Annotated in this window: 21 protein-coding genes; 7 read left to right on the forward strand and 14 right to left on the reverse strand. The window is 71.2% G+C overall.

The window, feature by feature from the left end:
• Positions 1–18: 18 nt before the first annotated feature.
• Both QMO76_RS30735 and recC read right to left on the reverse strand, forming a co-directional pair.
• On the reverse strand, positions 19–3,303 hold the full coding sequence (locus QMO76_RS30735) for a UvrD-helicase domain-containing protein (RefSeq protein WP_306364874.1): 3,285 nt from the start codon (positions 3,301–3,303) through the stop codon (positions 19–21).
• A gap of 907 nt (positions 3,304–4,210) precedes the next feature.
• On the reverse strand, positions 4,211–7,738 hold the full coding sequence (gene recC, locus QMO76_RS30740; protein WP_306364852.1) for an exodeoxyribonuclease V subunit gamma: 3,528 nt from the start codon (positions 7,736–7,738) through the stop codon (positions 4,211–4,213).
• A 200-nt stretch (positions 7,739–7,938) separates the two neighbouring features.
• Here recC and QMO76_RS30745 point away from each other — a divergent pair, with 200 nt between their 5' ends.
• On the forward strand, positions 7,939–8,145 hold the full coding sequence (locus QMO76_RS30745) for a hypothetical protein (protein WP_306364853.1): 207 nt from the start codon (positions 7,939–7,941) through the stop codon (positions 8,143–8,145).
• A 98-nt stretch (positions 8,146–8,243) separates the two neighbouring features.
• On the forward strand, positions 8,244–9,149 hold the full coding sequence (locus QMO76_RS30750) for a tat pathway signal sequence (protein ID WP_372342123.1): 906 nt from the start codon (positions 8,244–8,246) through the stop codon (positions 9,147–9,149).
• A 27-nt stretch (positions 9,150–9,176) separates the two neighbouring features.
• Here the strand turns inward: QMO76_RS30750 and QMO76_RS30755 are convergent, their stop codons facing one another.
• Positions 9,177–10,655 (reverse strand): cytochrome P450, encoded by a 1,479-nt coding sequence (locus QMO76_RS30755; RefSeq protein WP_306364854.1) that lies wholly within the window; start codon positions 10,653–10,655, stop codon positions 9,177–9,179.
• Between the two features lie 160 nt (positions 10,656–10,815).
• On the opposite strand from QMO76_RS30755, the gene QMO76_RS30760 reads away from it, so the two are divergent.
• From QMO76_RS30760 to QMO76_RS30770, 3 genes are all read left to right on the forward strand, one after another.
• Positions 10,816–12,258 (forward strand): NAD(P)/FAD-dependent oxidoreductase, encoded by a 1,443-nt coding sequence (locus QMO76_RS30760; protein WP_306364855.1) that lies wholly within the window; start codon positions 10,816–10,818, stop codon positions 12,256–12,258.
• Between the two features lie 228 nt (positions 12,259–12,486).
• Entirely contained in the window at positions 12,487–13,341 is an 855-nt protein-coding gene (locus tag QMO76_RS30765) for a hypothetical protein (RefSeq protein WP_306364856.1), read from the forward strand.
• A gap of 185 nt (positions 13,342–13,526) precedes the next feature.
• Positions 13,527–14,303 carry a hypothetical protein gene (locus tag QMO76_RS30770; RefSeq protein ID WP_306364857.1) on the forward strand — a complete coding sequence of 259 codons (777 nt, stop codon included), beginning with the start codon at positions 13,527–13,529 and terminating at the stop codon, positions 14,301–14,303.
• A 383-nt stretch (positions 14,304–14,686) separates the two neighbouring features.
• On the opposite strand, the gene QMO76_RS30775 is transcribed toward QMO76_RS30770, so the two are convergent.
• The 5 genes from QMO76_RS30775 to QMO76_RS30795 form a co-directional block, all read right to left on the reverse strand.
• Positions 14,687–15,394 (reverse strand): urease accessory protein UreD, encoded by a 708-nt coding sequence (locus QMO76_RS30775; protein WP_306364858.1) that lies wholly within the window; start codon positions 15,392–15,394, stop codon positions 14,687–14,689.
• Positions 15,395–15,525: 131 nt separating this feature from the next.
• On the reverse strand, positions 15,526–16,239 hold the full coding sequence (gene ureG / locus QMO76_RS30780; protein ID WP_306364859.1) for an urease accessory protein UreG: 714 nt from the start codon (positions 16,237–16,239) through the stop codon (positions 15,526–15,528).
• A 43-nt stretch (positions 16,240–16,282) separates the two neighbouring features.
• Positions 16,283–16,915: an urease accessory protein UreF gene (locus tag QMO76_RS30785; RefSeq protein ID WP_306364860.1), complete on the reverse strand. Its 633-nt coding sequence runs from the start codon at positions 16,913–16,915 to the stop codon at positions 16,283–16,285.
• Between the two features lie 68 nt (positions 16,916–16,983).
• Positions 16,984–17,856 (reverse strand): SDR family NAD(P)-dependent oxidoreductase, encoded by an 873-nt coding sequence (locus QMO76_RS30790; RefSeq protein ID WP_306364861.1) that lies wholly within the window; start codon positions 17,854–17,856, stop codon positions 16,984–16,986.
• Positions 17,857–18,009: 153 nt separating this feature from the next.
• Positions 18,010–19,515, reverse strand: coding sequence for an MFS transporter (locus QMO76_RS30795; RefSeq protein ID WP_306364862.1), 1,506 nt, complete (start codon positions 19,513–19,515; stop codon positions 18,010–18,012).
• Between the two features lie 118 nt (positions 19,516–19,633).
• Between QMO76_RS30795 and QMO76_RS30800 the strand changes: the two genes are divergently transcribed.
• Complete coding sequence (locus QMO76_RS30800) at positions 19,634–20,299, forward strand: TetR/AcrR family transcriptional regulator (RefSeq protein ID WP_306364863.1); 666 nt, start codon at positions 19,634–19,636, stop codon at positions 20,297–20,299.
• A gap of 452 nt (positions 20,300–20,751) precedes the next feature.
• Positions 20,752–21,162, forward strand: a complete 411-nt coding sequence (locus tag QMO76_RS30805) for a YchJ family protein (protein WP_306364864.1) — start codon at positions 20,752–20,754, stop codon at positions 21,160–21,162.
• Between the two features lie 4 nt (positions 21,163–21,166).
• Here QMO76_RS30805 and QMO76_RS30810 read toward each other — a convergent pair whose 3' ends face one another.
• The 6 genes from QMO76_RS30810 to QMO76_RS30835 form a co-directional block, all read right to left on the reverse strand.
• Complete coding sequence (locus tag QMO76_RS30810) at positions 21,167–21,835, reverse strand: O-methyltransferase (RefSeq protein WP_306364865.1); 669 nt, start codon at positions 21,833–21,835, stop codon at positions 21,167–21,169.
• A 46-nt stretch (positions 21,836–21,881) separates the two neighbouring features.
• Positions 21,882–23,621, reverse strand: a complete 1,740-nt coding sequence (locus QMO76_RS30815) for an urease subunit alpha (protein ID WP_306364866.1) — start codon at positions 23,619–23,621, stop codon at positions 21,882–21,884.
• The gene (locus QMO76_RS30820; protein WP_306364876.1) at positions 23,618–23,929 is read right to left on the reverse strand and encodes an urease subunit beta; all 312 of its coding nucleotides are present in this window, start codon (positions 23,927–23,929) and stop codon (positions 23,618–23,620) included. The genes QMO76_RS30815 and QMO76_RS30820 overlap by 4 nt, the downstream gene beginning before the upstream one ends.
• 2 nt (positions 23,930–23,931) lie before the next feature.
• Entirely contained in the window at positions 23,932–24,234 is a 303-nt protein-coding gene (locus QMO76_RS30825) for an urease subunit gamma (RefSeq protein WP_306364867.1), read from the reverse strand.
• A 90-nt stretch (positions 24,235–24,324) separates the two neighbouring features.
• Entirely contained in the window at positions 24,325–24,771 is a 447-nt protein-coding gene (locus tag QMO76_RS30830; RefSeq protein ID WP_372342124.1) for a PaaI family thioesterase, read from the reverse strand.
• 308 nt (positions 24,772–25,079) lie between these two features.
• Positions 25,080–25,982 carry a methylenetetrahydrofolate reductase gene (locus tag QMO76_RS30835; protein WP_306364868.1) on the reverse strand — a complete coding sequence of 301 codons (903 nt, stop codon included), beginning with the start codon at positions 25,980–25,982 and terminating at the stop codon, positions 25,080–25,082.
• Between the last annotated feature and the right edge of the window lie 21 nt (positions 25,983–26,003).

The raw sequence follows: 26,003 nt of genomic DNA on the forward strand, positions 1-26,003 counted from the left end.
ATGGCGCGATCACCACCGTCATACCCGTCCTCCGCCCGTCTCGCCCGCCAGCAGGCCGGACAGTTCGACCACCAGCGCGGCGGGCGGCTCCCAGTCGAAAACGCCCGCACCGTCCGGGGTGTCGGGGCCGACCATGCCGCGCACGAACAGGTACCGGATGCCGCCGAGGTGGCGCGCCGGGTCGTAGTCGGGCAGCCGCCAGCGCAGATAGCGGTGCAGGGCAACGGAATACAGAATCGCCTGGAGCGGGTAGTGGGAGCGCATCATCTCGGCGGCCATGTGCTCGTGGGTGTAGTGGGCCACGGTGAGGTCGCCGGTGCCCAGACGGTTGGTCTTGTAGTCGACGACGACGAAGCGCGGGCCGGGAATGCGCAGTACGGCGTCGATGCTGCCGGTGAGGTAGCCGCGCAGCGGGGTGTCGTCGAGGTCGGCGAGCTGGTCGGCGTAGTCGGCCAGGGGATCGTCCGGCGGCAGGTGGCGGCGCAGCAGGGTGGCGATCCGGGGCACGGTCACCCGCTCGCGGGCCGGTGTGTCGCCCCCGGCGAGGGGCAGTTCGAAATCGAGTTCGCTGAGTCGGTCGCGGGTGGGAATGTCGGCGAGGCAGCCGAAGCCGATCGGGGTGCGCATGACGGCCAGCAGCGCCCGCGACAGCACCTCGGGATCGGCGTCGAACATCTGCTCGGCCACGGCGTGCGCGGTGCGGTCGCGGATCTCGGCGGCGAGGTCGGGGGCGTCGGTGTCGACGTACTCCAGCACCTCGTGCACGAGGGTGCCGAATTCCGCGCCGTAGGGCAGTTCGTTCATGAGCGAGGGCGCGTTCATGTACGAGGGCGCGGCCACGGGGGCCGCTTCGTCGGCGAGCGGGCTCGGCACGTCGGGTTCGTCGGCGATGCCGCGGCCGTCCGGGGTGTCGGTGGCGGGTGCGTGGTCGTGGGCACCGGCGGTGAGCGCGGAGTACGACGTGCGCCGCCAGTCGTGGTCGAGCACCCGGTCGAAGCGGGCGGCGGCGAGGTCGCCGACCGCGCCGCCGGAGGTCGCGGTCGCCAGTCGAGCCGCCCGCGCCCGGTCCACCGGTTCCACCGTGATCACGCCGTCGGCGGCGGTGGCGGCCCAGGTGGTGATCCGGTCCAGGGCGATGTGGTCGGCGGGCACCGCCACCTTGTCGGCGACCTCGCCGCCGCCGGGTTCGCGGCCGAACAGCATGCGGTGCAGCGGTCCGGTGGCAGTGTTGTAGCTGGGCGCCCACCAGGCCACCACCTGCGCTCCGGCGCGGGTGAGCGCGACATAGAGCAGCCGCAGCTCCTCCCCCGCCGCCTCGGCCTCGGCGCGCAGTTTGCGCTGGGCGTGGCCGGGGGCGTCGGGGCCGCCGACATCGAGCACGCGGCGGTCCTGCTCGTCGTGGAACAGCAGGGCCGCGTTCTTGGGCAGCATCATCGAGTCCCACGCGAAAGGCAGGTAGACGACCGGGAATTCGAGGCCCTTGCTGGCGTGTACGGTGGCGATCTGCACCGAGCGGGCGTCGCGGTCCAGGCGGCGGCTGCGGCCGGTCACCGCACCCGAGGCGGGGTCGCGCACCCGGTCGGCGAGCCAGCGGGCCAGCGCGGTGAGGCCCAGGGATTCACGCAGCGCAGTCTCGTCGAGCAGCTGGGCGATCTGCCGCAGGTCGGTGAGCTGGCGTTCACCGCCGTCGAGGGAGAGCAGACGCGGTGCGAGTTCCCGTTCGGCGGAGAGCTTTTCGAAGACGGCCGCGAATCCGGCGCGGGTGAACAGGCGGGCGCAGTCACGCAGCTGGGCGCTCAGCTGACCGACGAGATCGGCTCCGCCGCTGTCGATCTCGGCGGCGGACAGCCCGAACAGCGCGGTGCCCGCGGCCAGTCGGACGCGGTCGGCGCGGTGCGGCTGCTCCAGGGCGCGCAGCACCCACAGCCAGTCCATGGCCGATTCGGTGCCGAAAACGCTGGCCCCGCCGGTGAGTACGGAGGGCACCCCGGCCTTCTCCAGTGCGGCGCGCACCAGGTTCAGCTGGGTGTGGGTGCGCACCAGCACGGCGATATCGCCCGCGTCCACCGGGCGCGCACCCGCGGCGGTGGCGAGGGTGACCCCGGATTCGAGCAGGCGCACGATATCGGCCGCCACATCGGTCGCGACGCGTTCGCGCTGGCGGCCGACGGCGGGGAAACCGGATTTGTTGAGCGGTCCGGCGCCGCTGCGCGGGAAACAGCGCAGCCGCAGCGGGGTGATGGTCTCGGCCGGGCCGGACAGCCGGGTCCACGGGCGGGTGGCCGCGACCGGGTGCACGCGAATCTCCCGATGCCCCAGCGCCGCTCCGCTCTGGACGTGTGCGAGGGCTTCGAGCAGTCCGGCGTCGCTGCGCCAGTTGACGGTGAGTTCGCGGCGGCTGTCGGCGACGGAGACGGCGGTCAGGTAGCTGAGCACTTCCGCACCCCGGAAGGCGTAGATGGCCTGCTTCGGGTCACCGACCAGGACGAGGGTGGCGTGGCCGTGGAAGGCGCGACGCAGGATGTCCCACTGGAGTGGGTCGGTGTCCTGGAATTCGTCCACCAGCGCCACCCGGAACCGGTCGCGGACGCGGCGGCAGGCCCGCTCCCCGTGCTCCGGGTCGGCCAGCACCCGGTGCAGCAGCACCAGCAGGTCGTCGAAGTCCCGGATGCCCGAAAGCTGTTTGCGGCGCGCCACTTCCGCCCGCACCGCCTCGGCGAAGGCCACCCGTTCGGCCGCCGGGTCGCCGTCGTACTCGGCCCGCGGCACCAGGATCGACTGCCGGTCCCCCACCGCGGCGGTCGCCAGCTCGTGCGCCTCCGACGGGGAGAACGGCGCGCCGTCGCGCGCGTACCGGCTCACGTACAGGTCGTCGGCCACGGTGGCGACGACATCCTCGATGCTCTCCACCAGCCGGGCCCCCGGATCCCGCTCCCCCGCCAGCCCCAGCTCGTCGAGCATGCGCTGGCAGAAGCTGTGTGTGGTGGCGATCGACCCGGCGTCGAAATCCGACAGCGCCGCCAGCAGCCGTTCCCGCCGCAGTGCCACCTCCGCCGCATCCGCCTGCGCCAGCAGGGCAACCAGCTCATCGCGGGACTCCCGGGCCCCCTCCGGATCGGCCAACCCGGTCGCCACCTCCACGAACCGGTTCCGCGTCCGCTCCCGCAATTCCTGGGTGGCCGCCCGGCTGAACGTCACCAGCAGCAGTTGCGAGATATCCACCCCCGCCTCGGCCACATACCGCACCGCCAGCCCCACGATGGCGTACGTCTTCCCGGTGCCCGCGCTCGCCTCCAGCACCATGGTCCCGGCGGGCAGCGGCCCCAGCAGATCGAACCGCGACTCGGCCCGACCCCGCGGCACGGGCGTCCCGCCGTTCCCCGCCGTCTCGTGCCCGGATCCCCGCTGTGGGGCGACCATCGGCGGCATGGTCGACCGACTCTCCGGCGCGGTGTCACGCTCACGCGGCACGGCGATGTGCCGCTGCTGCGCCTCGGGGGGTGCGACCGGGTCGCGCCGGGACCGGTCCCCCGCGCCCTCGGAAACCGGCTCCGCACCAGAATCCACCGTGGCGACTGATGTTTCGCCACTCTCGGCGCTGCTTGGCTCGGGTCGAGCGGAGACGTTCGCGACCGCCGCTCCCGCGCCCGATGCGTCTCGCTCAACGTCCGCGACCGGCCGCCGCCGAACCTGCGGCGCGGCCGCCCGGTCGGGACGCGCATCCTCGGTATCGCGGTCGACCTGCGCCCCTCGGGACGAAACGTTCTCGGCCGGGGGGACCGGATCACCCGAATCCCGACGGCCGGTGCGCTGCGACCGGCGGTTTGATCCGCGCTCGGTCGGTGCGGGGTGCGCGGGCGGCTCGACCGGAGCGGCCGCGCGCGAACCGTGGCGGTCCACGGCGTGTTCGGTGCGCCCGCCAGGCAAGGTTTCGGTGGCGGCGGAATCCGATCCGGGCGCGGTATCGCGCCGGTCCGACGCGGGGTCGGACCGCGCGGTGCGCACCTGACCACCGCTGTCGTCCGCACCGGCCGCGACGTTCCGGTGCAGGTCGTCGAGGGGCAGGGGGAGCACGTCCACGGCGGTGTCCGTGCTCGGGGGCTCGGGGTCGCGGGGTGGGCGGGGGCGGCGGCGGGCCGGGGTGGGCTCGTCCGCCGCCGTTTCGGTGAGGGAGAAGAGTTCGTCGCTCATCCGTGCTTCGCGGTCGTCGTCATGGTCTCCCCTGATTCTCGTTGGCGAGCAACGGATTCCACAGCATTCGGGCCAGTTCGCCGAAGCGTGTCGGCTCGTCGCCCCCGAGTTCGGCCGGGGGACGGGTCAGGTCCGGGAAGCGCAGTGCCGGACCCCACACCTGGCGGAGGTAGCGGTCGGTGCGTTCACCGTACGCGCTGTCGAAATCCTGTTCCGCGGAGAGGGTGGCGTCGTCCACGGACGCGCCCTTGCAGCGACGGTCGGCGTAGACGGCGCTGGCCGACGGGGCGATGGGCAGGGGTTCGGTGAGTCCGGCGTCGCGCAGGTGCACGAGTTGGCGCAGGATGGCGCGGGCGGTGGCGGCATCGGGAGCGGTGAGGGTGGACTGCCAGACCGGATTGCGGAACTGGCCGCGGCCCAGGGTGAGGGCGCGCCAGCTCTGGTGTGAACCGCTGGCGGCCAGGGCCAGCAGCCGCACCCAGGCGGCCAGCCGGTGTTTGGGGGCGAGCCGGGAGTAGGTGGCGCGCAACAGCGCGTCGTCGTGCACGTCGGCGACCGTGCCGGTGAGGCGGCGGCCGTCGCCGAGGTCCACCGCCACGTCGACGGTGCGACCCGGTATCTCGTGCAGGGGCCGGGCCACGCGCACCAGCTGGTCCACGGTGCCCTCGATCTCGTCGAGTACCGCCGCGCCCATGCGCGCGGGCGGCAGGGTGCCGCGCCGCCATTCGGCCGCGCGCAGCATATCGGCCTCCACGCCGTTGAGCCGCGCCGCCAGCATGCGTTCGCCCATGGACCATTTGGTGAGGCCGTCCAGGACGATGGGCAGCCGGTCGTCGATCTCCTCTTCCTCTTCGGGCACGCGGATGCCGAGCCGCTGCCACAGGAAGGCCCGCACCGGATGTTCGGCGAAGGCCACCAGATCGGTGAGTTCCACATCGCCGGGTGACGCGGATGCCAAAGGCGCGGCGAGGAATACCGGCCGCGGGCGCTGCGGTCGCCGCGCGGCCACCGCGCCCGCGAGGGCGATCGGATCGAAGCTGAACGGGTCGTCGGCGCGGAAGTTGGCCGCGTCGAAGGGTTGCAGCGGATGCCGCCGCACGATCCGCGCCATGGCCTCGCGTCCGACGTGGGCGCGCACGGTGTCGAGCACCTCGGCGAGCGGGATGGCGGGCGGCCGGTGCGCCCCGGTGACCGGATCGGATCCGGTGTGCAGCAGGACGAGCCGCTCCCCCGCCGCCATGATGGCGTCCAGCAACAGCTGCCGGTCCTCGCTGCGCGGATCGCGGTCGCCGGGGCAGCGATGCCGGGCCAGCACATCATCGCCGTCGATGCCGCCCGCGCGCGGGAACACCTCGTCGTCGAGTCCGAGCAGCACCACCACCCGGTGCGGCACCGACCGCATGGGCACCATGGTGCACACGGTCAGCTCGCCGGTGCGGAAGTTGGCGCGCGAGGCACGCCCCGCCAGCCGGGTCGCCAGCAGTGCCGCGATATCGGGCAGCCGCAACGGCACATCGCCGGCGTGCTCGAGGGCGGCGGCCAGTTCGCGGCGCGCCTGCACACCCGTCCACGCCTGACCGCGGGCCACATCGGTGAGCAGATCCAGCGCGCGCCCCAGCACCGCGGCCCATTCCCCGGCCGGGCGCGGCGCGCCCGCCGGTTCGGCGAGGGTGGGTCCGCGCAGATCGCGCAGGCAGACCGCGAGCCGGTCCACGAATTCCGCGAACCGCCCCGCCAGGTCGATATCACCGGAGTCCACGTCGTCGAGCGGCAGCGCCAGATCCAGCCAGTCGGCCCCGGATTCGCCCGCGGCCACGCCGAGCAGAATGCGGTCCACGGCGGCGTTGAGCGTGTTCTGCGCGAAATCGCCGAGTCCGAACGCCTGCCGCTGCCGCTGCCCGATACCCCAGCGCGCCCCGGTCTCGGCGGCCCACTCGCGCAGCCGTTCCAGATCGTCGTCGTCGAATCCGCAGCGCAGCCGCACCGGTTCGGCCGCGGCGAGATCCAGTACCTCGGTGACGGTCACCCGCCCGTCGGCCAATTCCAGCAGCGTGCCGATCACACCGAGCAGCGGATTCACCGCACGCTGCGCCCGGTCCGCCAGTCGCACCCGCAGTGCGTGTCCGGGATGCCCGGGTTCGGCGGCGTCGAGGGACCACTGCCCGAAGGCCGCCCGCACCAGCGGCGCATAGCTTTCCACATCCGGGCACATGACCACGACATCGCGCGGTTGCAGCGTGTGGTCCGCGGCGAGGATGTGCAGCAGGCAGTCCCGCAGCACCTCCACCTGCCGCGCCGGACCGTGGCAGGCGTGCACGCCGACGGACCCGTCCCCGGCCAGCTCGGGCTCGACGTCGACCGGCCAGCGGTCCTCCCGAATCGCCGCCTGCACCGCCGACAGCAGGGTGCGTCCGGACGCCTCGGCACCGGCCCCGTCCAGGTCGATATCGGCTGCCGCCTGCGCGATCGCGCCCCCGGCGGCCGCCCCGCCCCGCGCCGGTGCCCCCGGCGGCAGTACGACGGGCGGATGGTAGGTGTCGGTGTGGTCGTAGGCGTGCAGGCGCTGCTGCAGTTCGCGCACGTCGCGACCCAGCGCCGCGAGCAGCGGATGCCGCACGCGCACAAGTGAATCGGACATCTCACCCGAAGGCGACAATCCATCCGGTCGGTCCGCTCGATCCGGAACCGGGCGCAGCGCCCCGGCAGCCTCATCCGCCCCATCAGATTCCGACCGGTCGGCGGAATCCGCCTGCGCGCCCACACCATTCGACGCCAGTTCCGTCCACAATGCCGGACTCGGGTGCACCAGCCACAGATGCACCTCCCGCCCCGCGGACAGCGCCGACAGCACCTCCAGCTGATCGGTGGTCAACCGCGTCACGCCGAACAGCGAGATCCGCCGCGGCAGTGACACCGCCCCGGGTTCCGCGCGCAGGCGAGCGCACGCGGCGGCCAAGCGCTCGGCCGGGCTCGGCACGCCGACGGCCTCCCGCAGCGCGCGCCACAGCCGCGGCTGCCAGCGCAGGTCCTCGGGCAGCTCGCGCCCGGTCCCGTCGGTGTCGGCACCGGCCGCCCACGCGGTGATCATTCCGGGGCGCTGGGTGCCGTACCCGTCGAACAGGTCCGCGATCCGCGCGGCGGTCGCGTAGCGCCGCCCCACCTGATGCCCGGCGGCGTCGCCCCGCCCGAGATGCCGGGACAGCACACCGCACCACGGCTCCCCCAGCACCGTGTCGAGCACGGGCAGCAGCGTCCACACCAGCCGTTCGGGAGCCCACGGGTCCGTCTCGGGGGTCAACCCGGTCGCCTCCGCCAGCACCGCGCCCACCAGGCTCGCCGGATCGGGGAATTCGATGTTCGCGGCGATGCCGTCACCGTGGGTCGCCCCGCCGAGCACCGTGGCCAGCCGCTGGATCACCCAGCGCTCGATCCCCTTGGCCGGTACCGCGACGACCTCGGCGGCGAACGGGTCGTCAAGGGGCCTGGCCAGCAGCTGGGCGAGCACGTCGACGAGCGTGTCCGCTCGCTCGGCCCGGTGAATGTGCACGAGCTGTGTTTATACAGTCGGCGAACCGGATGCAAACACCGGGTGCCGCGCGCCCCGGGGTGACACGCGCCACACGCCCCGGATTTGCCCGGGCGCGTCACACGGGAATCCGCAATCGATGTGCGACAGTGCTTTGCGGGGAGGGCATTTCGGGGAGGTAGGCAGTAGCGCAGTAGGTACGGAAAGGCTGGTTCGCGTCGATGTCCGCCACGGTGGTTCCCCTCGTACCCAGAAGCGGGTTCACGGTTCGTCGCGTCGGTGACCGCTGGGAGTTGATCAACTCGCGCCACTACGGCCGCGACATCGTCCTGCGGACCTGGCCACGCGAACACCACTCCGAGGCGTTCGAACACTGCTACCGCCTCAACGGCCGCAGCGTCGAGGAGCTCGAGGCCGCCTTCCGCTGACCGCGAAACGCCCACCAAAGCCACTGCGGGCATGTGCGTTTCGCCAGCACGCACACGAATTATCCGCAAGACGTGCAGACCGGACGCTTCACTGTCTATTGTGGTCCATCGTGCGTTCTCCGAAGCCTCGGCGCAACCGTGTGGCCGCCTCCGCCGCCGTCCTCACCGCCGCCGCCCTGATCCCCACCGCGCCCGCACTGCTGCCGGACGGGATGGGACCGTCCTTACCGGCGGCCGCCGCGCAGTGCATGGCCGGCTTCGACTGCGATATGTCCAGCCGCATCGCGGCGGTGGACGACTACCTCCGGGGCCGACCGGGATCGGTCGGATACGTGGTGCGCGACCGGGTTACCGGCGGCATCTACCGAAACGCCAACGCCGAGACCATGTTCTGGACGGCCTCCACCATCAAACTGGCGATGGCCGAGGATCTGCTCAACCGCGCCCGGGTCGGCGCGATCAACCTCGACGCCGGTGACCGCGGCCTGCTGGAATCCATGCTGGCAACCTCCAACGACACCGCCGCCGACATCCTCTGGAACAAGTACGCGGGCGTGGACCGCATGGCCTTCCAGAACGCCTTCCGCGCCAACGGCATGGGCGGGCTGGTGCCCATGCCGCCCACCAGCTCCATGGCGCAGACCAAGCTGTTCCCCGACTGGGGCTTCCAGCAGTGCACCCCGTCCGATCTCGACCGGCTCATGGACAGCGTGCTGACCGGCATGCATCCCGATGACCGGAACTATCTCGTCGACCGCATGCGCCGGGTGGACACCAACCAGCACTGGGGCGTGTGGGGTGCGGGCGCGGCCATGCGCCCCGGCCTGAAGAACGGCTGGTCGCAGGAGCAGGGCGGCTGGGTGGTCAACTCGGTCGGCTTCGCCGGACCCGGCGAGCGCTACACCCTGGCGATCATGAACTCGCTCGGCGGCGCGGGCGGGTACGCCGAGGGCGCGGAGACCACCACCCGCGTCGCGGAGATCCTGTTCAAGGGCCGGGGCTGAGCCCACCCCACACCGCGCGCCGCTCCATCAGTCCGCGCCCGGACCGGAGCGGCGGCGCAGCAGGGTCGGCGCGCCGTCGCGCGGGAACGGGAGGGTGGAGAAACCCCACGGCATGAGGTAGTCGCCGGGGACCGTCCACTCGTAGTCGCGGGCCAGCGCCGCGATGATGGTCTTCACCTCGAGGATCCCGAAGTGCATGCCGATGCACTTGTGCGCGCCCGCGCCGAAGGGCAGCCAGGCCAGCCGGTGCGCGCGATCCTCCCGGCGGTGTTCGGCGAACCGCTCCGGATCGAAAAGTTCGGGACGCGTCCAGAATTCGGGCAGCAGGTGGTTGACGCCGTGTGCGATGTCCACCTGGGTGCCCGCGGGGACGAAATGTCCGGCGATCTCGGTGTCGCGGGCGGCCCGGCGCACCAGGCCGGGCACCGGCGGCAGCAGCCGCAGGCTCTCGCGAATCACCAGGTCCAGATCCCGCAGCCGGTCCAGATCGGCGATGGTGGGCGGCGCGCCGTCGAGTTCGGCGTGCAGGGCCAGGGCCTCGGCGCGCACCCGACGCTGCCACTCCGGATGCCGCCCCAGGTAGTAGGCGGTCGCGGTGACGGTGGTCGTGGTGGTGTCGTGCGCCGCCATGATCAGGAAGATCATGTGGTTCACCACGTCCGCGTCGCTGAACACCGCGCCGTCCTCGGTGCGTGCCCGGCACAGCGCGGAGAAGAAGTCCGGTCCCGGTGCGCGCCGCTTGGCGGGAATCATGCGGGTGAAGTACTGCTCCAACACCTTCCGGCCGCGCAGGCCCGCATACCAGTTGCCGCCCGGCACCGGGAACCGCAGCAGCGCCAGCGCGGCGTGGGTGCAGCGCAGGAACGCCCGGCCCAGCCGTTCGCGTTCGGCGTGGGAGTCGACCGCCATGAACACGTCGGTGGCGATGCGCAGGGTGAGTTCCTTGAAGGCCGGGTACAGCGGCAGCCGCCGTTCCCCGTCGGGAACCCAGCGGGCGACGGCGGCGTCCACCACCGCGGTCAGTTCGGTGAGATGCTCCTGCAACCGGTCGCGGGTGAACGCCTGCTGCATGATGCGGCGATGGAACATGTGCTCGTCGAAGGACAGCAGCAGCAGTCCGCGGTGGAAGAACGGGCCGATGAACCAGTCCCAGCCGGAACCGAAGTCCTGGCGGCGGCGGCCCAGCACCTCGTCGATGGCCTCGGGTCCGGCCACCAGCACCCGACGCGCGCCCAGCGCACTGTTGAACGAGACCGGCCCGTACTCGCGATAGCGGCCCATCATCTCGGCCGGGCCCCAGCGCAGATACTGCAGACTCCGCCCGAGATACGGCAGCCCGGCATCGCCGCGCACCGCCCGCAGCCCGCTGTCCGGGGGCGGTGCGGCCAGTTCCCGCGCCCGCTCGGGCAGGCGGCGCAGCAGCCGATCGACCACCGCGGTATCGGGAATCTCGAGCAGGGACAGGTTCTCCGCCTCGGCGCTGACACGACCGGCCACGGCGACCATGGCATTCCTCCCTGAGCGACTGCCCATATTGTATTTTCGAGGCGGCTGTGGCGTCGGTCGTTTCCCGATGCGTCCTGATTGGTCGGCTCAGCTCACGCCGTACTACCGTTGGGCGTGAATGTGTCGTAGCAAAACCGTCTTCTCCAGGGAGCAGGACTAGATGAGCACCGATTCTGAAGTGAAGCGCCACCGCGTGGCGGTGATCGGGTCCGGGTTCGGTGGGTTGTTCGCCTGCAAGCACCTGAAGAACGCGGACGTCGACATCACCCTGATCTCCAAGACCTCGACTCACCTGTTCCAGCCGCTGCTGTACCAGGTGGCCACCGGCATCCTCTCCGTCGGCGAGATCGCGCCCGCCACCCGCATGGTGCTGCGCAAGCAGAAGAACGTGCAGGTCATCATGGGCGACGTGCACGATATCGACCTGGAGAACAATATCGTCACCTCGCGACTGCTGAACCAGGACCACCAGACCCCGTTCGACAGCCTCATCGTGGCCACCGGCGCGCAGCAGTCGTACTTCGGCAACGACCACTTCGCCACCTACGCGCCCGGTATGAAGACCATCGACGACGCCCTCGAACTGCGCGCCCGCATTCTGGGCAGCTTCGAGGAGGCCGAACTCGCGCCCACCCAGGAGATGCGCGACCGCTTCATGACCTTCGTGGTGGTCGGCGCGGGACCCACCGGCGTCGAATTGGCCGGGCAGATCGCCGAACTCGCCGACCGCACCCTCGAGGGCACCTTCCGCAATATCGATCCCCGCGACGCGCGCGTGATCCTGGTCGAGGGCGCGGACGCGGTGCTCAAGCCGATGGGCCCCAACCTCGGCGGCAAGGCACACCGGCGGCTCGCCCGGATGGGCGTGGAGATCCAGCTCAACGCCATGGTCACCAATGTGGACGCGCGCGGCGTCACCATCAAGGACGCCGACGGCAGCGAGCGGCGCATCGAATCCGCGTGCAAGGTCTGGTCGGCCGGTGTGCAGGCCAGCGCACTGGGCCGCCAGCTCGCCGAACGCTCCGACGGCACCGAGGTGGACCGGGCCGGCCGCGTGGTCGTGGAACCGGACCTCACCATCAAGGGGCACCCGAACGTCTTCGTGGTCGGCGACCTGATGTCCGTGCCGGGTGTGCCCGGCCAGGCGCAGGGCGCGATCCAGGGCGGCACCTACGCGGCCAAGGCCATCAAGGCCGGGCTGAAGGGCGAAACCCCTGAGCAGCGCAAGCCGTTCAAGTACTTCGACAAGGGCTCCATGGCCACCGTGTCGCGTTTCAGCGCGGTCTGCCAGGTCGGCAAGCTGGAATTCGGCGGCTTCATCGCCTGGCTGGCCTGGCTGGCGCTGCATCTGTGGTACCTGGTCGGCTTCCGCAGCCGGTTCGTCACCGTCTTCGAATGGTTCGTCTCCTTCCTGGGCCGTCATCGCGGCCAGATGGCCGCCACCGAACAGTGGGTGTTCGCGCGGCTCGCCCTGGAGGCGGTCAATGCCGGGGACGTGGACGCGCGCGATGCGGTCAGGCCCCTCGACGAAACACCCACCGGTAATGGCAAATCCGTAGCGAACGAACCGACCACGCCCTCCGGCGACCGCAGGGTGGGGTAGCCCCTAACGTCGACCGGGGCAATGTCCGGACCAATCCGGCACATAGGCCAGATCCGAATGTTCGACAGCCATGAACATTCGTGAGAAAGGTCATTCATGGGCAAACGCCAACAGGTTGATCGTCTTTCGCCCCGGCGGCGGCTGAGTTCACTCGCCGTCGTCGGGGCGCTTCCGTTCAGCGTCGCACTCGCCGGCACGGCCTCGGCCGATCCGGTGCATCCCGAGGACATGTCCGTCCCGCCGGCCACGGCCACCGAGGAGATTCCGCAGACCGATATGGTGCTGCACTCCCCGCTGGGACCGCTGCGGGTGCCTATCCCACCGGAGCTCGCCGACGGCGTGCGCGGCTGGCTCGACACCACCGCGGCGGCAGCCGCCCCGGCCGCGGAAACCGAGGCCACGGCAACGGTTTCGGAGGGAACCCGGGCCGTCGCCGACGGACCCGCCACCCGGGTGAGCCGCAACTCCTCCGTCGGCGTGCGCGATATCCCCGGCGGATCGCTCGCGGCGGTCGACCCGGAGCAGCTGCGCATGCCCGATCCGGCCAGCGCGCCGGCGGTCGCGCCCATCGCCGCGCCCGAGGGCAAGCTGCGCTTCGGTGATACACAGGTCGACGTGCCCGGATGGCTGTCGCCCGAACAGGCCGACCAGGTCAATACGCTCTCGGCCACCGCCGAGGCGGAGCTGGCCCGCACGCTGGACTCGGCCGGGTTCGAGCCGAGCCGGTCCGATCGCATCGCCGCGCAGACCATCGGCACCGCCGCCGTCGGCGCGGCCGTCGGCGTGGCGGTGGCGGCTCCGGCCGAGGCCGCCGGGCTGGTCATGGGTGGATTCATCGGGGCCATGGTCGGCACGCCGTTCGCCCCGGCGGGCTGGGTGGTGGGTCCGGCCGTCGGCGCGACCGCGGGCGTCACCCTGGTCGCGGTCCCCGCGGCCACGGTCGGCGCGGCCGTCGGCGCGGCGGTCGGCGCGGCCAATGGCTACCTGGCCCCGGCGACCGACGTTCCGGCCGAGCTTCCGGCCGCCGAGTCGGTGGCGTCGGTGGCGTCGGTGGCGTCGACGGAGTCGGCAACGATTCAGTAAGGGTCGTTTTGCCCGGAGGCCGAATCCTGTAGCAGGGATTCGGCCTTCGCTCACACTCCACATCTTCCAATGGGCAATCTTTCAGCAACGCAATCGATCTCGAAGTCGTCCGATTCGGCGACCAATCCAGGTGACGGCCGGGTCCGAATGTCGGGCGTCGATTGTTCCCCGATGAAAGGTCGTCTATGGCCGCAGGCAAGCACAGAGCCCTCACCCCGCATCGCAATCGAGTCGGCAATGTGGTGGCGGCGGGCGCTGTTCCGCTAGTTCTCGCGATCGTCGGTTCCGGCCAGGCCAATGCCACCCCGGTCGAGTCGGCCCCGGTGACGCATCACGACGACGCGCCGCAGCAGTGGCCGCCGGCCGATGCGCCCAATGTCGCGCCGTACGAGGGCCTGAACATCCCCGACGACACCCACAGTTCGCTGCAATGGTCGCGGCCGGCTCCCGACAAGAGCTACCTGGCTCCCGTCGGCGTGCTGCATCCGCCTGTTCCGGTGGCACCGGTGCCGCCGATCGCCCCGCCGCCCGGCAAGTTCCGGTTCGGCGACGTGACGGTCGACGCGCCGAACTGGATCGACAAGGAACAGGCGATCCAGATCAACGACAATGCCGCGCAGGTCGAGGCGAATCTCGCCACCTTCCTCGACTCCGTCGGCATGGAGCGCAGCCGCTCCGACCGGATCGCCGGTCAGACGATCGGCACCGCCGCTGTCGGCGCGCTCGCCGGAGCCGCCACCGCGGCCCCGTTCGCGCTCACCTCCGCGGCCGTCGGCGGTGCGGTCGGCCTGGTCACCGGCCTGGCCTTCGTCCCCGTCGGCCTGGTCGCCGGACCGGTGCTCGGTGCGGCCGCGGGCGCCGCGGTCATCACCGTGCCCGCCGCGGCGGTCGGTGCGGCGGCGGGTGCCGTGGTCGGTGCGGTGAACTCCTTCAACGCCCCGCCGCGCGTCGTCGGCGACTGAGTCGGCCGCTCCGCAGTGCCGGGTGCGGCGGGAACCGGGGGTGAGGTCCGGTTCCCGCCACACCCGGATACCCGCACCAGGCGTCCGATCCCGAAGGGAGCGACCATGTTCCGCGCCCAGCCCCTGCGCGTCAGCGCCGACTGGCTGTTCGCCCTGCTGTCCATCGACGGCTTCTCCGGAGCCATGCGCCCCTGACCGGTTGCGCCCATGCGGATTCCGGCCGGTGTGCACCGCACGATAGCGCGCGAAACGTGAGACCCCGTGTGCCGGACGACCGCTGGCCGGTCGCGCCGCTGCTCGCGCGACCGCCATCGCGCCGATCCGCGGGCGCGATGAGACCGACGCCGTATTGCCGCCGCCCGGCCAGGTCGAGTGATCCGAGGTCAGGCGGTCGTGGCCGCTGCCCTACTCGCCCCGAATGCGGCAGCGCCGGGCGGCGGTGCCGTGGCGAGCCTGAATCCCGTTCGGGTGAACAGGGTTCCGCCCGCGGCCAGTGGCAGCAGTGCGGCATCGAGACCGGTGGTGCTCACCGTCCGGTCGTCCGGGTAGGTGAGCACGCTCTCCAACGCGCGCGGGCCCGACAGCGCGTCATCGGTCACCGTGTCCGCACCCAGATCCAGGCGGTGCCGCAGCAGCGGCAGGTCGCCGACATCCGCGTGCAGGTCGCCGCTCCAGTAGCCGTGATCCTCCCCGGTCCGGCCGATCCGCACCCGCTCGCGCAGCCGCAGTCGCGCACCCTCCGCCAGCCGCACGGTCGTCGTCGTCACATGCTCCGCGCCACCGGCCACCACCGTGGGTTCCGGGTCGACATCCAGCTCGCCTCCGGCCCCGACCTCGAAGTGCCAGCGCGCCACCGACTTCGGCGTATGCCGTCCGGGCAGCGCGATGGTCGCCGCCACCGACCGCACCGCCAGCCGCGCCCCCGCCCCCACCCGGATCACGATATCGAGTTCGTCCCCGCCCAGCGGCGTGGCGGCCGTGCCGATCAGATGCACGGTATCCGCCCCGGTCCGCCGCCCGGCCAATCCCCCTATCGCCTCGATGGTCGGCAATCTCCCGGCGATCGCGACGATCCGCACCTCAGTCCGCACGACGCACCCGCCCCGCGATCGCGACCATCCGCACCTCGGTCCGCACGGCGCACCCGCCCGCCGCAATCCGCCCGCGCGGAATGCCCCTGGCAGTGGCTACCCGCTGGGACATGCCGCTCACCCGCCGCGCGTCAGTGCGCGTGCGAGGCACCGGCTGCCGCATCCTGTTCCGCGGCCAGGCGGAGCTGTTCGCGCACCCAGCTCAGGACCGGGGTGGCGGCCGGGTCCTCGGTGAGCGAGGTAAACACGAACGGGCGGCCCTCGCGGACCTTCGTCGAATCGCGGTCCATGACCGAGAGATCCGCGCCGACCATGGGCGCGAGGTCGGTCTTGTTGATGACCAGCAGGTCGGAGTACGTCACGCCGGGACCGCCCTTGCGCGGCACCTTGTCGCCGCCCGCCACGTCGACCACGAAGATCTGCGCGTCGATGAGCCCGGAGGAGAAGGTGGCGGTCAAGTTGTCGCCGCCCGACTCCACCAGGACCAGGTCCAGCGGCGGATTGGCCTCGATGAGATCGTCGATGGCGTCCAGGTTGGCGGTGATGTCGTCACGGATGGCGGTGTGCGGGCAGCCGCCCGTCTGCACCGCGGTGATCCGCTCGTCCGGCAGCACGGCGTGCCGCCGCAGGAAGTCCGCGTCCTCGGTGGTGTAGATGTCGTTGGTCAGCACCGCCAGCGACAGCTCCTCGCGCAGCTGCCGGCACAGGGCCGCCACCAACGCCGTCTTCCCCGACCCCACCGGTCCGCCGATCCCGATCCGCACCGGCTCCCCGGGCGTGCGCTCCCGCCGGGGGCGGTCGTGGCCGTGATCGTGCGGTTCTCCATCGATGAAATGAGGTGGCATGGGTCCATCCTTGCCGATGCGTGTAAACCCGGTGTTACCTGACTCAGGACGCGAACAGCGGCATATCCCGCTCCAGATGTCGTTCGGCCAGCACATCCTGCAGCGGGTCGGACAGCGCCGCCAGGCCGACGACGGCTTCCCGGGCCGTGCGGTCGCACACCTCCGACAGCCGCACGGTGCAGGCCGCCACCGCTGCCGGGTCCAGGGCCAGCAGCCGCTGTGCCGCGGTCGCGGCCCCGGTCATGGTGGTGTAGACGACCACACCGGCGATCTCCTCCGGCGTGGCACCGGACACCCGGGCGACGACGCCGAAGACCGTGGACAGATGCGGCCGGGTACCGAGGCCGGACCAATCCGCCTGCGGCCACACCTGTTTCGCCAGGCGCAGCAGTCCGCGCCCCTGCGCCCGCGAGGCGGTGCGGGCCGCCGGGGACGGGGTGCGGGCATCGGCCTCGGCCTCGGCGCGGGCGGGTTCCAGGGTTCCGGCGCGCACGGCGGCGGCCAGGGATGCCGTCACCAGCCCGGAGGTGCGAATCCGGCGGCGCAGGTACAGCTCCACCGACCGCACGTCGCGCACCAGGCCGGAGCTCACGGCCTCCTCCACCCCGCCGGAGTGCACGTGCCCGCCGATCGGCAATCGCGAATCCGCCAGGTTCAGCAGGATCGCGAGGCTCATGACGGCCGCTCCGGAGTACGCATGGCCCGATCCTAGGACAGCTCGCGGGCGCGTCCCCGGCCCGGCCGTCACCGACGGCGGAAGCCCCGGCTCATGAGACGGTGCGCGGGGCCCCGGGCCAGATCGCTCCACGCCTGCACCGGTCCGGTCCACCACGGCGTGATCTCGTACGGCCGCTCCGCGACGGCGTGGCAGACCAGATCGGCGGCCTCGTCGGCGGTGAGGCCGGGAATGCCGGAGAAGTCGGTCGGCGCGCTCATCCGGGTGTGCACGAGCGGCATGTAGACGGTGGTCGTGGTGACCTTGTCGGCCGCGATCTCGGTGGCGACGGAACGCAACCAGCTGTCGAAGGCGGATTTGGAGGCGTAGTAGGCCGACCACTGCGGGGCGGGCGGCACCCGCAGCCCCCAGGTGGAGATATTGACGATGTGGCCGCGGCGGCGTTCCCGCATATCCGGCAGCAGGGTGAGCAGCAGCCGCACCGGACCCAGATAGTTGATGTCCATGGTCCGGGTGAAGTCGTGGAACCGGTCGTAGGACCGGTCGATCGGGCGGCGAATCGACTTGCCCGCATTGTTGATCACCACGTCGATATGCCCGTGCTCGGCGAGCAGCCCCTCACCCAGCCGCCGCACCGCATCCATATCGGTGAGGTCGGTCGGATAGGTGAACGCCGTCCCGCCCGCCGCGCGGATGTCGTCGGCCACCAGGTCCAGATCCGCCGCGGTCCGCGCCACCAGCAGCACGGTCGCCCCGGCCGCCGCCAGTTTGCGCGCACTCGCCTTGCCGATGCCGTGCGAGGCCCCGGTGATCAGCACGACGCGGCCCGCGACCGCCTCGCGCAGCGATTTCTCCCGGGGGCGCGAGGTCGGGTACAGCAGGCGGGTCGCCACCCGCTCCGAGAGCGGGCGGCCATTGCCGGTGGGCGCGGTCTCGTTCACAGCATCGAATGTATTGCGGTGCGCGCCGGTTCGCTGCCGTTGCCGCCGAATACGCGGTGCCGGTGGTGCGACCGACAGCGTGGATCGACCGCATCACCGTGCGACCGGCATGCCGACGGCTCGCCGCGACCGTGCGGACCGTTCGGCCGCCGATCAGTGCGCGACGGTCCCGGGTTCGGCCAGTTCGACGTCCCGGGTCTTGGCGAAGGCGGCGATCAGCGCCATGGCGATGAGCAGCGCCGCACCCGTGGTAGTGGCGACATGCATGCCGTTGACGAATGCCTCCCGCGCCGAGTGGATGAGCGCGGCGTCCGCACCGGCGCGGGTGATGGTCTCGCCGAGGGTCGGCGCGAAATCGCCGCCGTTGCGGAACACCAGGGCCGCCAGCGAACCCAGCAGCGCCAACCCCAGACCGTTGCCGAGTTCGAAGCTGGTCTCCGAGATGCCGACCGCCGATCCGGCCCGCTCCGGCGGCACCGACGACACCGCCACCTCCGACACCAGCGTGAACATGGTGCCCAGGCCCAGACCGGCCACCACGGTGCCCGCGATGTACCAGCCCACGCCACCGTCCACCCCGACGCCGAAGAGCATGAGATTGCCCAGCGCCGCCGCGCTCGAACTGAGCACGAAGGTGGTGCGCACGCCCAGGCGGCGACCGATCGCTCCGCCGGTCATGGAGGTCGTGAACACCACCACGGCCATCGGAATGCCCAGCAGCGCCGACTGCAAGGCGTCGCGGCCGGTGACCGATTGCAGGTACATGCTGGTCAGGTAGCTCATACCGGCCAGGGCCAGCATGCCGACGGTGCTGGAGCCGATGGCCACCGCGAACAGGCCGCGCCGGAACAGGCCGAGGTCCAGCAGCGGTTCGTCCAGCGTGCGCTGTCGCCGGATGAACACCGTCAGCACCAGCACGCCGATCGCGCCCGCGATCATGGCCTCGGCGTCGACGCCCTCGGCGGCCATGTGTTTGACCGCGTAGATCAGCGGCAGGATGCCGCCGATGGACAGCGCCACGCTGGGCAGATCCAGCGGCCCGCGCCCGGCCGAGCGGTGCTCGGGCAGCAGGATGGGTCCGAAGACGAGCAGCACCAGCACCACCGGGGCATTGATCAGGAAGACCGAACCCCACCAGAAGTGGTGCAGCAGGACGCCGCCGATGATCGGCCCCACGGCCGAACCGCCCGCGAAGAACGCCGTCCACACGCCGATGGCGGTCGCACGATCCCGGGCGCTGGTGAACAGGCTGGAGATGAGCGCCAGGCTGGACGGCAGCAGGGTGGCCCCGCCGATGCCCATGAGCGCCCGCGCCGCGATGAGCACCTCGGCGCTCGGCGCGACCGCCGCCACCGCCGAGGCGACGCCGAAGATGGCCGCGCCCACGAGCAGGATATTGCGGCGTCCGATGCGGTCGCCGAGATTGCCCATGGTGATGAGCAGGCCCGCGATCATGAAGCCGTAGATGTCGAGGATCCACAGCTGTTCGGTCGCCGAGGGGTCCATATGCGCGGTGAGCGTCGGCATGGCCAGGTACAGCACCGACATATCCATCGACACCAGCAGCACGGGCAGGATGAGCACGCCCAGTCCGAGCCAGGCTCGCGGGGGCGCGGACGTGCGTCGCGGCGTGTTCGAGTGCGCGATGGTCCCGGTCATTCCCTATCCTTCGGTGCTTGCTGCGTGGAGTGGTTCACGGAGTGCGTGCGTACGGCGTACGCGAGAGCCGGGGTACAGTGTACGCACGCCGGTAGGGGAAAGGAAAGCGAGTTATCCCATGACCGAGGCCAAGCTGACGCGAGCCGCCATTGTCGACACCGCCATCACGCTGGCCGACAAGTCCGGACTGGAAGCGCTGTCCATGCGCCGCATCGCCGACCGCATGGGGGCGGGCGCGATGTCGCTGTATCGGCACATCCCCAACAAGGACGTACTGCTGTCGGATATGACCGACGAGGTGGCGCGGCGCAATCCGTACCCGGACCCGGCCGGACAGGACTGGACCTGGCGGGAGCGGGTGCGCATCGCCGCGGAGGTGGACTGGCGGCTCTACCAGGAACATCCGTGGGTGCTGTTCACCTTCGCCGTACCGCGCTACAACTTCGGGCCGCACAGCCTCACCTGCCTGTCCTGGCTGGTCGAGGGCTTCCGCGAACTCGACGTCGACATCCGCGAGGCCACCCGCATGTCGCTGTCGGTCTGGAGCTACATCGCCGGCGTCGCACTCCAGCAGGTGAGTTCGAATCTGCTGGCGAGCAAGGAGACCGATCCGGACCAGAAGTCCGGCCTGGCCGCCCTGCTGGACGGCACCCCGCGCTGGGAGACCCCGCCCGGCCTGGCCGACCTGCACGGCACCGGCGCGACCGATCTGCTGGATCCGGTCCTCATGCTCGACGCCGGACTCGCCGCCCTCTGCGACGGCTTCGCCGCCGCGCACCGCTGAACCGCGCCGCCCACCCGGGGCCACCGCACCGGACGCACTCGAACCGTCCGTCGCCCCGGTGGCCGCCGCGCGGCGCGCCGCCGAATTGCCCACCCGCCGGACTTCCCCGCACCGCCGCACGCCCGTGACCGGGACGGCGGCGCGGGCCGTGGGGCATGTGTCGCGGTGTGCGGGTCGCCGGGCGTCAGTCCTGCACGCCATGCCGGATTCGCACCGAATGCACGTATGCGTACCGTGCCGCCGCGCATCCGACGCACCCACGCACCGATCGCCCACGAAACGAACAGGGCGTCCGGAACCGGACGCACGCGAACCCGCGGCGGCGCGATCTCCGCGTGGTGAGCGTGGTGAGCGCCGCCATCCCGCGCGTTGTCAGCGATGTCCCCGCCCGGAACGCCTGCGGTGCGTCCCCCCGGTCGGCGGTCGACCGGGCAGCACGGAGAATGGGCGACATGTCGAAGCGTCGGAAGCATCCCGCCGTGCCCGCGGCATGTCCGTGCGGGTCGTCCGCGTCGTACGCGCAGTGCTGCGGACGATTACATCGCGGCGAGGGGCAGGCGGCGACGGCGGAGGCATTGATGCGGTCGCGGTTCAGCGCCTTCGCCGTCGGCGACGAGGCGTATCTGCTGCGCAGTTGGGCTCCCGAGACGCGACCGGCCGCCGTGGACTTCGATCCCGCCATGCGCTGGGAGGCACTGGAGATTCTGGGCGGCAGCGGCGGCGGGCCGTTCCACACCGCGGGCGCCGTCGAGTTCCGGGCGCACTACCGCGCGCACGGGCGGGCGGGAACGCTGCACGAGCACAGTCGCTTCCGCCGCGACGACGGTGCCTGGGTGTACGCGGACGGCGATATCACGCCGTAGGGCCTCAGCTCTCGTCGCCGCGCACGACCGCGTAGATGAATCCGTCCCAGCCCTTGCTGCCGACGGTCTGCAGCACGGTGGCGTCCAGGCGCGGTTCGGCGGCGCAGAATTCGATCACCTCGCGGCCGGCGCGAATGATCGGATCGGCCGAATCCGCCTCGGCCACGCCGCCGTCGCGCACCACATTGTCGACCATGATCACCGCGCCGGGCCGGGTCAGCCGCAGCGCCCAGCGCACATAGTTGGCATTGTTGACCTTGTCGGCGTCGATGAACACCAGGTCGAAGGGCTCGGGCCGCTCCTCCGCCAGCACCGGCAGATTGTCCAGGGCCGCGCCGATCCGGATATCGACCCGCTCCCCCACTCCGGCGCGGTCCAGATTCTCCCGCGCCACCCGCGCGTGCTCCGGGTCGTATTCGAAGGTCACCACCTGCCCGGACTTGCCGACCGCCCGCGCCAGCTGCACGGTGCTGTACCCGCCGAGCGTGCCGATCTCCAGCACCCGCCGCGCGCCGATGGACAGTGCGGTCAGGCGCAGGAACGCACCCTGGGGTGGGGAGACGTCGATGGGCGGAAGTCCGGCGGCCGCATTGGCCGCCAGCACATCCGAATCCCGGTCTCCCACCAGGGCGTCCACGAGATAGCGATCTACGTCGGTCCAGTCTGCGCTCATATCCGCAGTCTGCCACCGGAGCGGGCCCCGGCGCCGAACACGAACGCTAGAACAGGAAATAGCGCTGCGCCATCGGCAGTTCGACCGCGGGATCCTCCGCCCACACCTCGCCGTCGATGCGCACCGTGAACGTGTCCGGATCCACCTCGATGCGCGGCATGGCGTCGTTGTTGGGCAGATCCGCCTTGGTGCGGCGACGCACATTCGCGACGGGCACGAGCGTGCGGTTCACCCGCAGCCGGTCCGCGAGTCCGTCCTCGATGGCGGCCTCCGACACGAAATGCAGCGAGGTACCCGAGGCCACGGTCGGCGAGGCCCCGAACATGGGGCGCGGCAGCACCGGCTGCGGGGTCGGGATGGAGGCATTGGCGTCACCCATGGCGGCCCACGCGATGGCCCCGCCCTTGAGCACGGCGTGCGGGCGGACGCCGAAGAAGGCGGGCTCCCACAGCACCAGATCGGCCAGCTTGCCCACCTCCACGGACCCGATCTCGTGGTCGAGTCCGTGCGTGACCGCCGGGCAGATGGTGTACTTCGCGATATAGCGCCGCACCCGATTGTTGTCCGCGACCCCGTCGCCGGGCAGCGCGCCGCGCCGCTTCTTCATGACGTGCGCGGTCTGCCAGGTGCGCATGACCACCTCGCCGATGCGGCCCATGGCCTGCGCGTCACTGCCGATCATGGAGATCGCGCCCAGATCGTGCAACAGATCCTCGGCCGCGATGGTGGAGGGCCGGATCCGGCTCTCGGCGAAGGCCAGATCCTCCGGAATCGACGGGCTCAGGTGATGGCACACCATGAGCATGTCGAGATGTTCGTCGAGGGTGTTGACGGTGTGCGGCCGGGTCGGATTGGTCGAGGACGGCAGCACATTGAGATACGAGGCGACGGTGATGATGTCGGGCGCGTGCCCGCCGCCCGCACCCTCGGTGTGGTACGAGTGGATGGCCCGCCCGCCGATGGCGGCCAGGGTGTCCTCCACGAATCCGGCCTCGTTGAGCGTGTCCGAGTGCAGCGCCACCTGCACGCCCGAGGCGTCGGCCACGGTGAGGCAGGCGTCGATGGCGGCCGGGGTGGTGCCCCAGTCCTCGTGCAGTTTGAAACCGCCCGCGCCGCCGCGCAACTGCTCCCACATGGCCTCGGCGCGCACGGTATTGCCCTTGCCCAGCAGCAGGATGTTCACCGGCCAGGAGTCGGTGGCCTCCAGCATGCGGCCCAGATGCCACGCGCCCGGGGTGACGGTGGTGGCCTTGGAGCCCTCCGCCGGTCCGGTGCCGCCGCCCACCATGGTGGTGATGCCACTGGACATCGCCTCGTCCAGCAGCTGCGGGCAGATGAAGTGCACGTGGCAGTCGATGGCGCCCGCGGTGACGATGCGGCCGTTGCCCGCGATGATCTCGGTGGACGGGCCCACCACCAGATCGGGGTGCACCCCGCTCATGGTGTCGGGGTTGCCCGCCTTGCCGATGGCGCGGATGCGGCCGTCGCGGATCCCGATATCGGCCTTGATGATTCCCCAGTGGTCGACGATCACCGCGCCGGTGATGACGGTGTCCGGGGTGCCCTCGGCGCGGGTGGCGCGGGCCTGGCCCATGGATTCGCGCAGCACCTTGCCGCCGCCGAAGACGGCCTCGTCACCGGCGAGTCCCGGCCCGCCGCTGCGGTCCTCGGTGATCTCGATGAACAGGTCGGTATCGGCGAGGCGGATGCGGTCGCCGACGGTGGGCCCGAACAGTTCGGCATAGCGGGCCCTGGACAGTCGGGTACCGGAGAGTTCGTCCGTCATGAGTCCAGCTTTCCGGGTGGGGTGAGACTGATTCCGTGCACCTCGCGAGCGCCGCCCAGCGGCACCAGCGAAACCCGCTGGCCCAGACCGGGTTCGAACCGCACCGCGGTTCCGGCGGGGATGTCGAGGCGGCGGCCGTGCGCGGCCGCGCGATCGAACTCCAGCGCCGCGTTCGCCTGCGGGAAGTGCACATGCGATCCGACCTGCACCGGCCGGTCGCCGGTATTGACCACATCCAGTTCGATGCGGTCGGCACCCGGATTGATCTCGATCGTGCCCTCGGCACAGTGGTATTCGCCGGGAATCATCGTCATCCGATCGGGTGGTGGACGGTGACGAGCTTGGTGCCATCCGGGAAGGTGGCCTCCACCTGCACGTCGTGGATCATCTCCGGCACCCCGGGCATGACGTCGTCGCGGGTGAGCACGGTGCGTCCCGACGCCATCAGCTCGGCCACGCTGCGCCCGTCCCGCGCGCCCTCGAGCACGTGGTCGGTGATGAGGGCGACCGCCTCCGGATGGTTGAGCTTGAGTCCGCGCGCCTGTCGCCTGCGGGCCAGCTCGGCCGCGTAACTCAGCAGCAGGCGTTCCTGCTCGTGCGGCGACAGTCGCATTCGGGCTCCTCACCGAGGTCGTGGGGCGGATCGTCGGTCATTCTGACACGCCCCGTATTACCTCAGTGTTTCCTCGCTCCCCGCGGTGCGTCAGTCCCGCGCGGCGAGGTTCTGCAACCGCACCTGCCCGCGCGCCACCGTCCGCTCCTGCTCGTCGGTGATGACCACGACCCACAGCTGCTGCGACCGGCCCCGGTGGATCGGTGTCGCGACACCCCGCAGCGTCCCCTCGCGCACCGCGCGCAGGAAGTCGGTGTTGTTGTTGACCCCGACCACGGTGCCCTTCTCCCCCAGCCACACGCCCGCGGCCACACTGGCGAGGGTCTCGATGACGGTGCAGTACACACCGCCGTTCACGATGCCGGCGGGCTGGAACTGCTGCGGCGTCACCACCCACTCCGCACTCACCCGATCCCCGGACAACTCGGTGAACTTCAGCCCGATGAGATCGGTGAAGGTGCCCTCGCTGAACCGGTTCATCAGTTCGGGCGTCACATCCGCCATGGACCGCACCGACGAGAAATCTTGCTGCGTCATGCCTTCACACTGGCACGACGGCGCGCTCCGGTCGGCACAGGGTCCCGATCACGCGGGGATTGCCGCAGAGGATTGCCGCGGATACGAAGCGGCGGGTTCCCGGTGACGACCATCATCGGGAACCCGCCGCGGTGTTAGGTCGGGGGTCACTGCAGCCCTCAGGACACTCGCTCGACCCTAACGCCGGTTATGAGTGTAGGTCAGGCTTACCTAACAAAGCAAGTCCTTCGTTGATCTCGGTGCGTCGTCCGCGATCAGGTCGCCGCCGTCGTGAGGATCGTATCGGCGGGCACGACCGCGCGGTCGGCTCAGCGGAGGCCCAGGTTGGCCAGGATCTCCCGGGTCGCGCGCGACCGGTTGAGCGTGCAGAAGTGCAGGGCGGGGACCCCTTCGGCGATGAGCTTCTCGCACAGCCGCGTGGCGATGTCCACGCCGGCGGCCCGCACCGCGTCCCGGTCCTCCTCGGGGCCCGATCCGGCGGCGCGTTCGAGGTCGGCGACCATTGCCGGGGGCAGGGTGGCATCGCACAGCTGCGCCATCCGCCGCAGGCTGGCGAGCGAGAGGATCGGCATGATGCCGGGAATGATCGGCTTGGCCGCCTGTTCCGGATCCACCGCTGTCAACCGGTCCCGCAGGCGCAGATAGCAATCCGGGTCGAAGAACATCTGCGTGATGGCGTAGTCGGCCCCGGCGCGGAGTTTGGCGACCAGGGTCGCGGTATCGCGTGCGAGATCGGGCGCGGCGTGGTGACCCTCGGGAAAGGCCGCGACCCCGATGTGGAAGTCGCCCCGAGCCGCGACGAGCCGGACCAGCTGCTCGGCGTATTCGATACCGTCGGGATGTTTGGTCCAGGGTCCCAACGGATCTCCGGGCGGGTCGCCGCGCAGGACGAGCAGGTTGCGCACACCGCGGCGGGCGTGGCCGTCCACCATCGCGCACAGTTCGGCGACGCTGTGCGCGACGGCGGTGAGGTGGGCGACGGGCAGCAGCGCGGTGCGCTCGGCGATCTCACCGACGACGCGGGCGGTGGCGTCGCGAGTGCTGCCGCCCGCGCCGTAGGTGATGGAGACGAAGGCCGGGTCGATCGCTTCGAAGGCACGGACGGTGCGCCACAGTCGGCTTTCGCCCGCCGCGTCACGCGGGGGCATGAACTCGAGTGAGAACGGTGTGCCGGTGCCGGCCCGAAGGCGTTGCACCACTGTCGATGTCATGATTCGAGGCTCCGCGTGATG

The organism is Nocardia sp. CC227C, assembly GCF_030767025.1.
Classification (GTDB): domain Bacteria; phylum Actinomycetota; class Actinomycetes; order Mycobacteriales; family Mycobacteriaceae; genus Nocardia.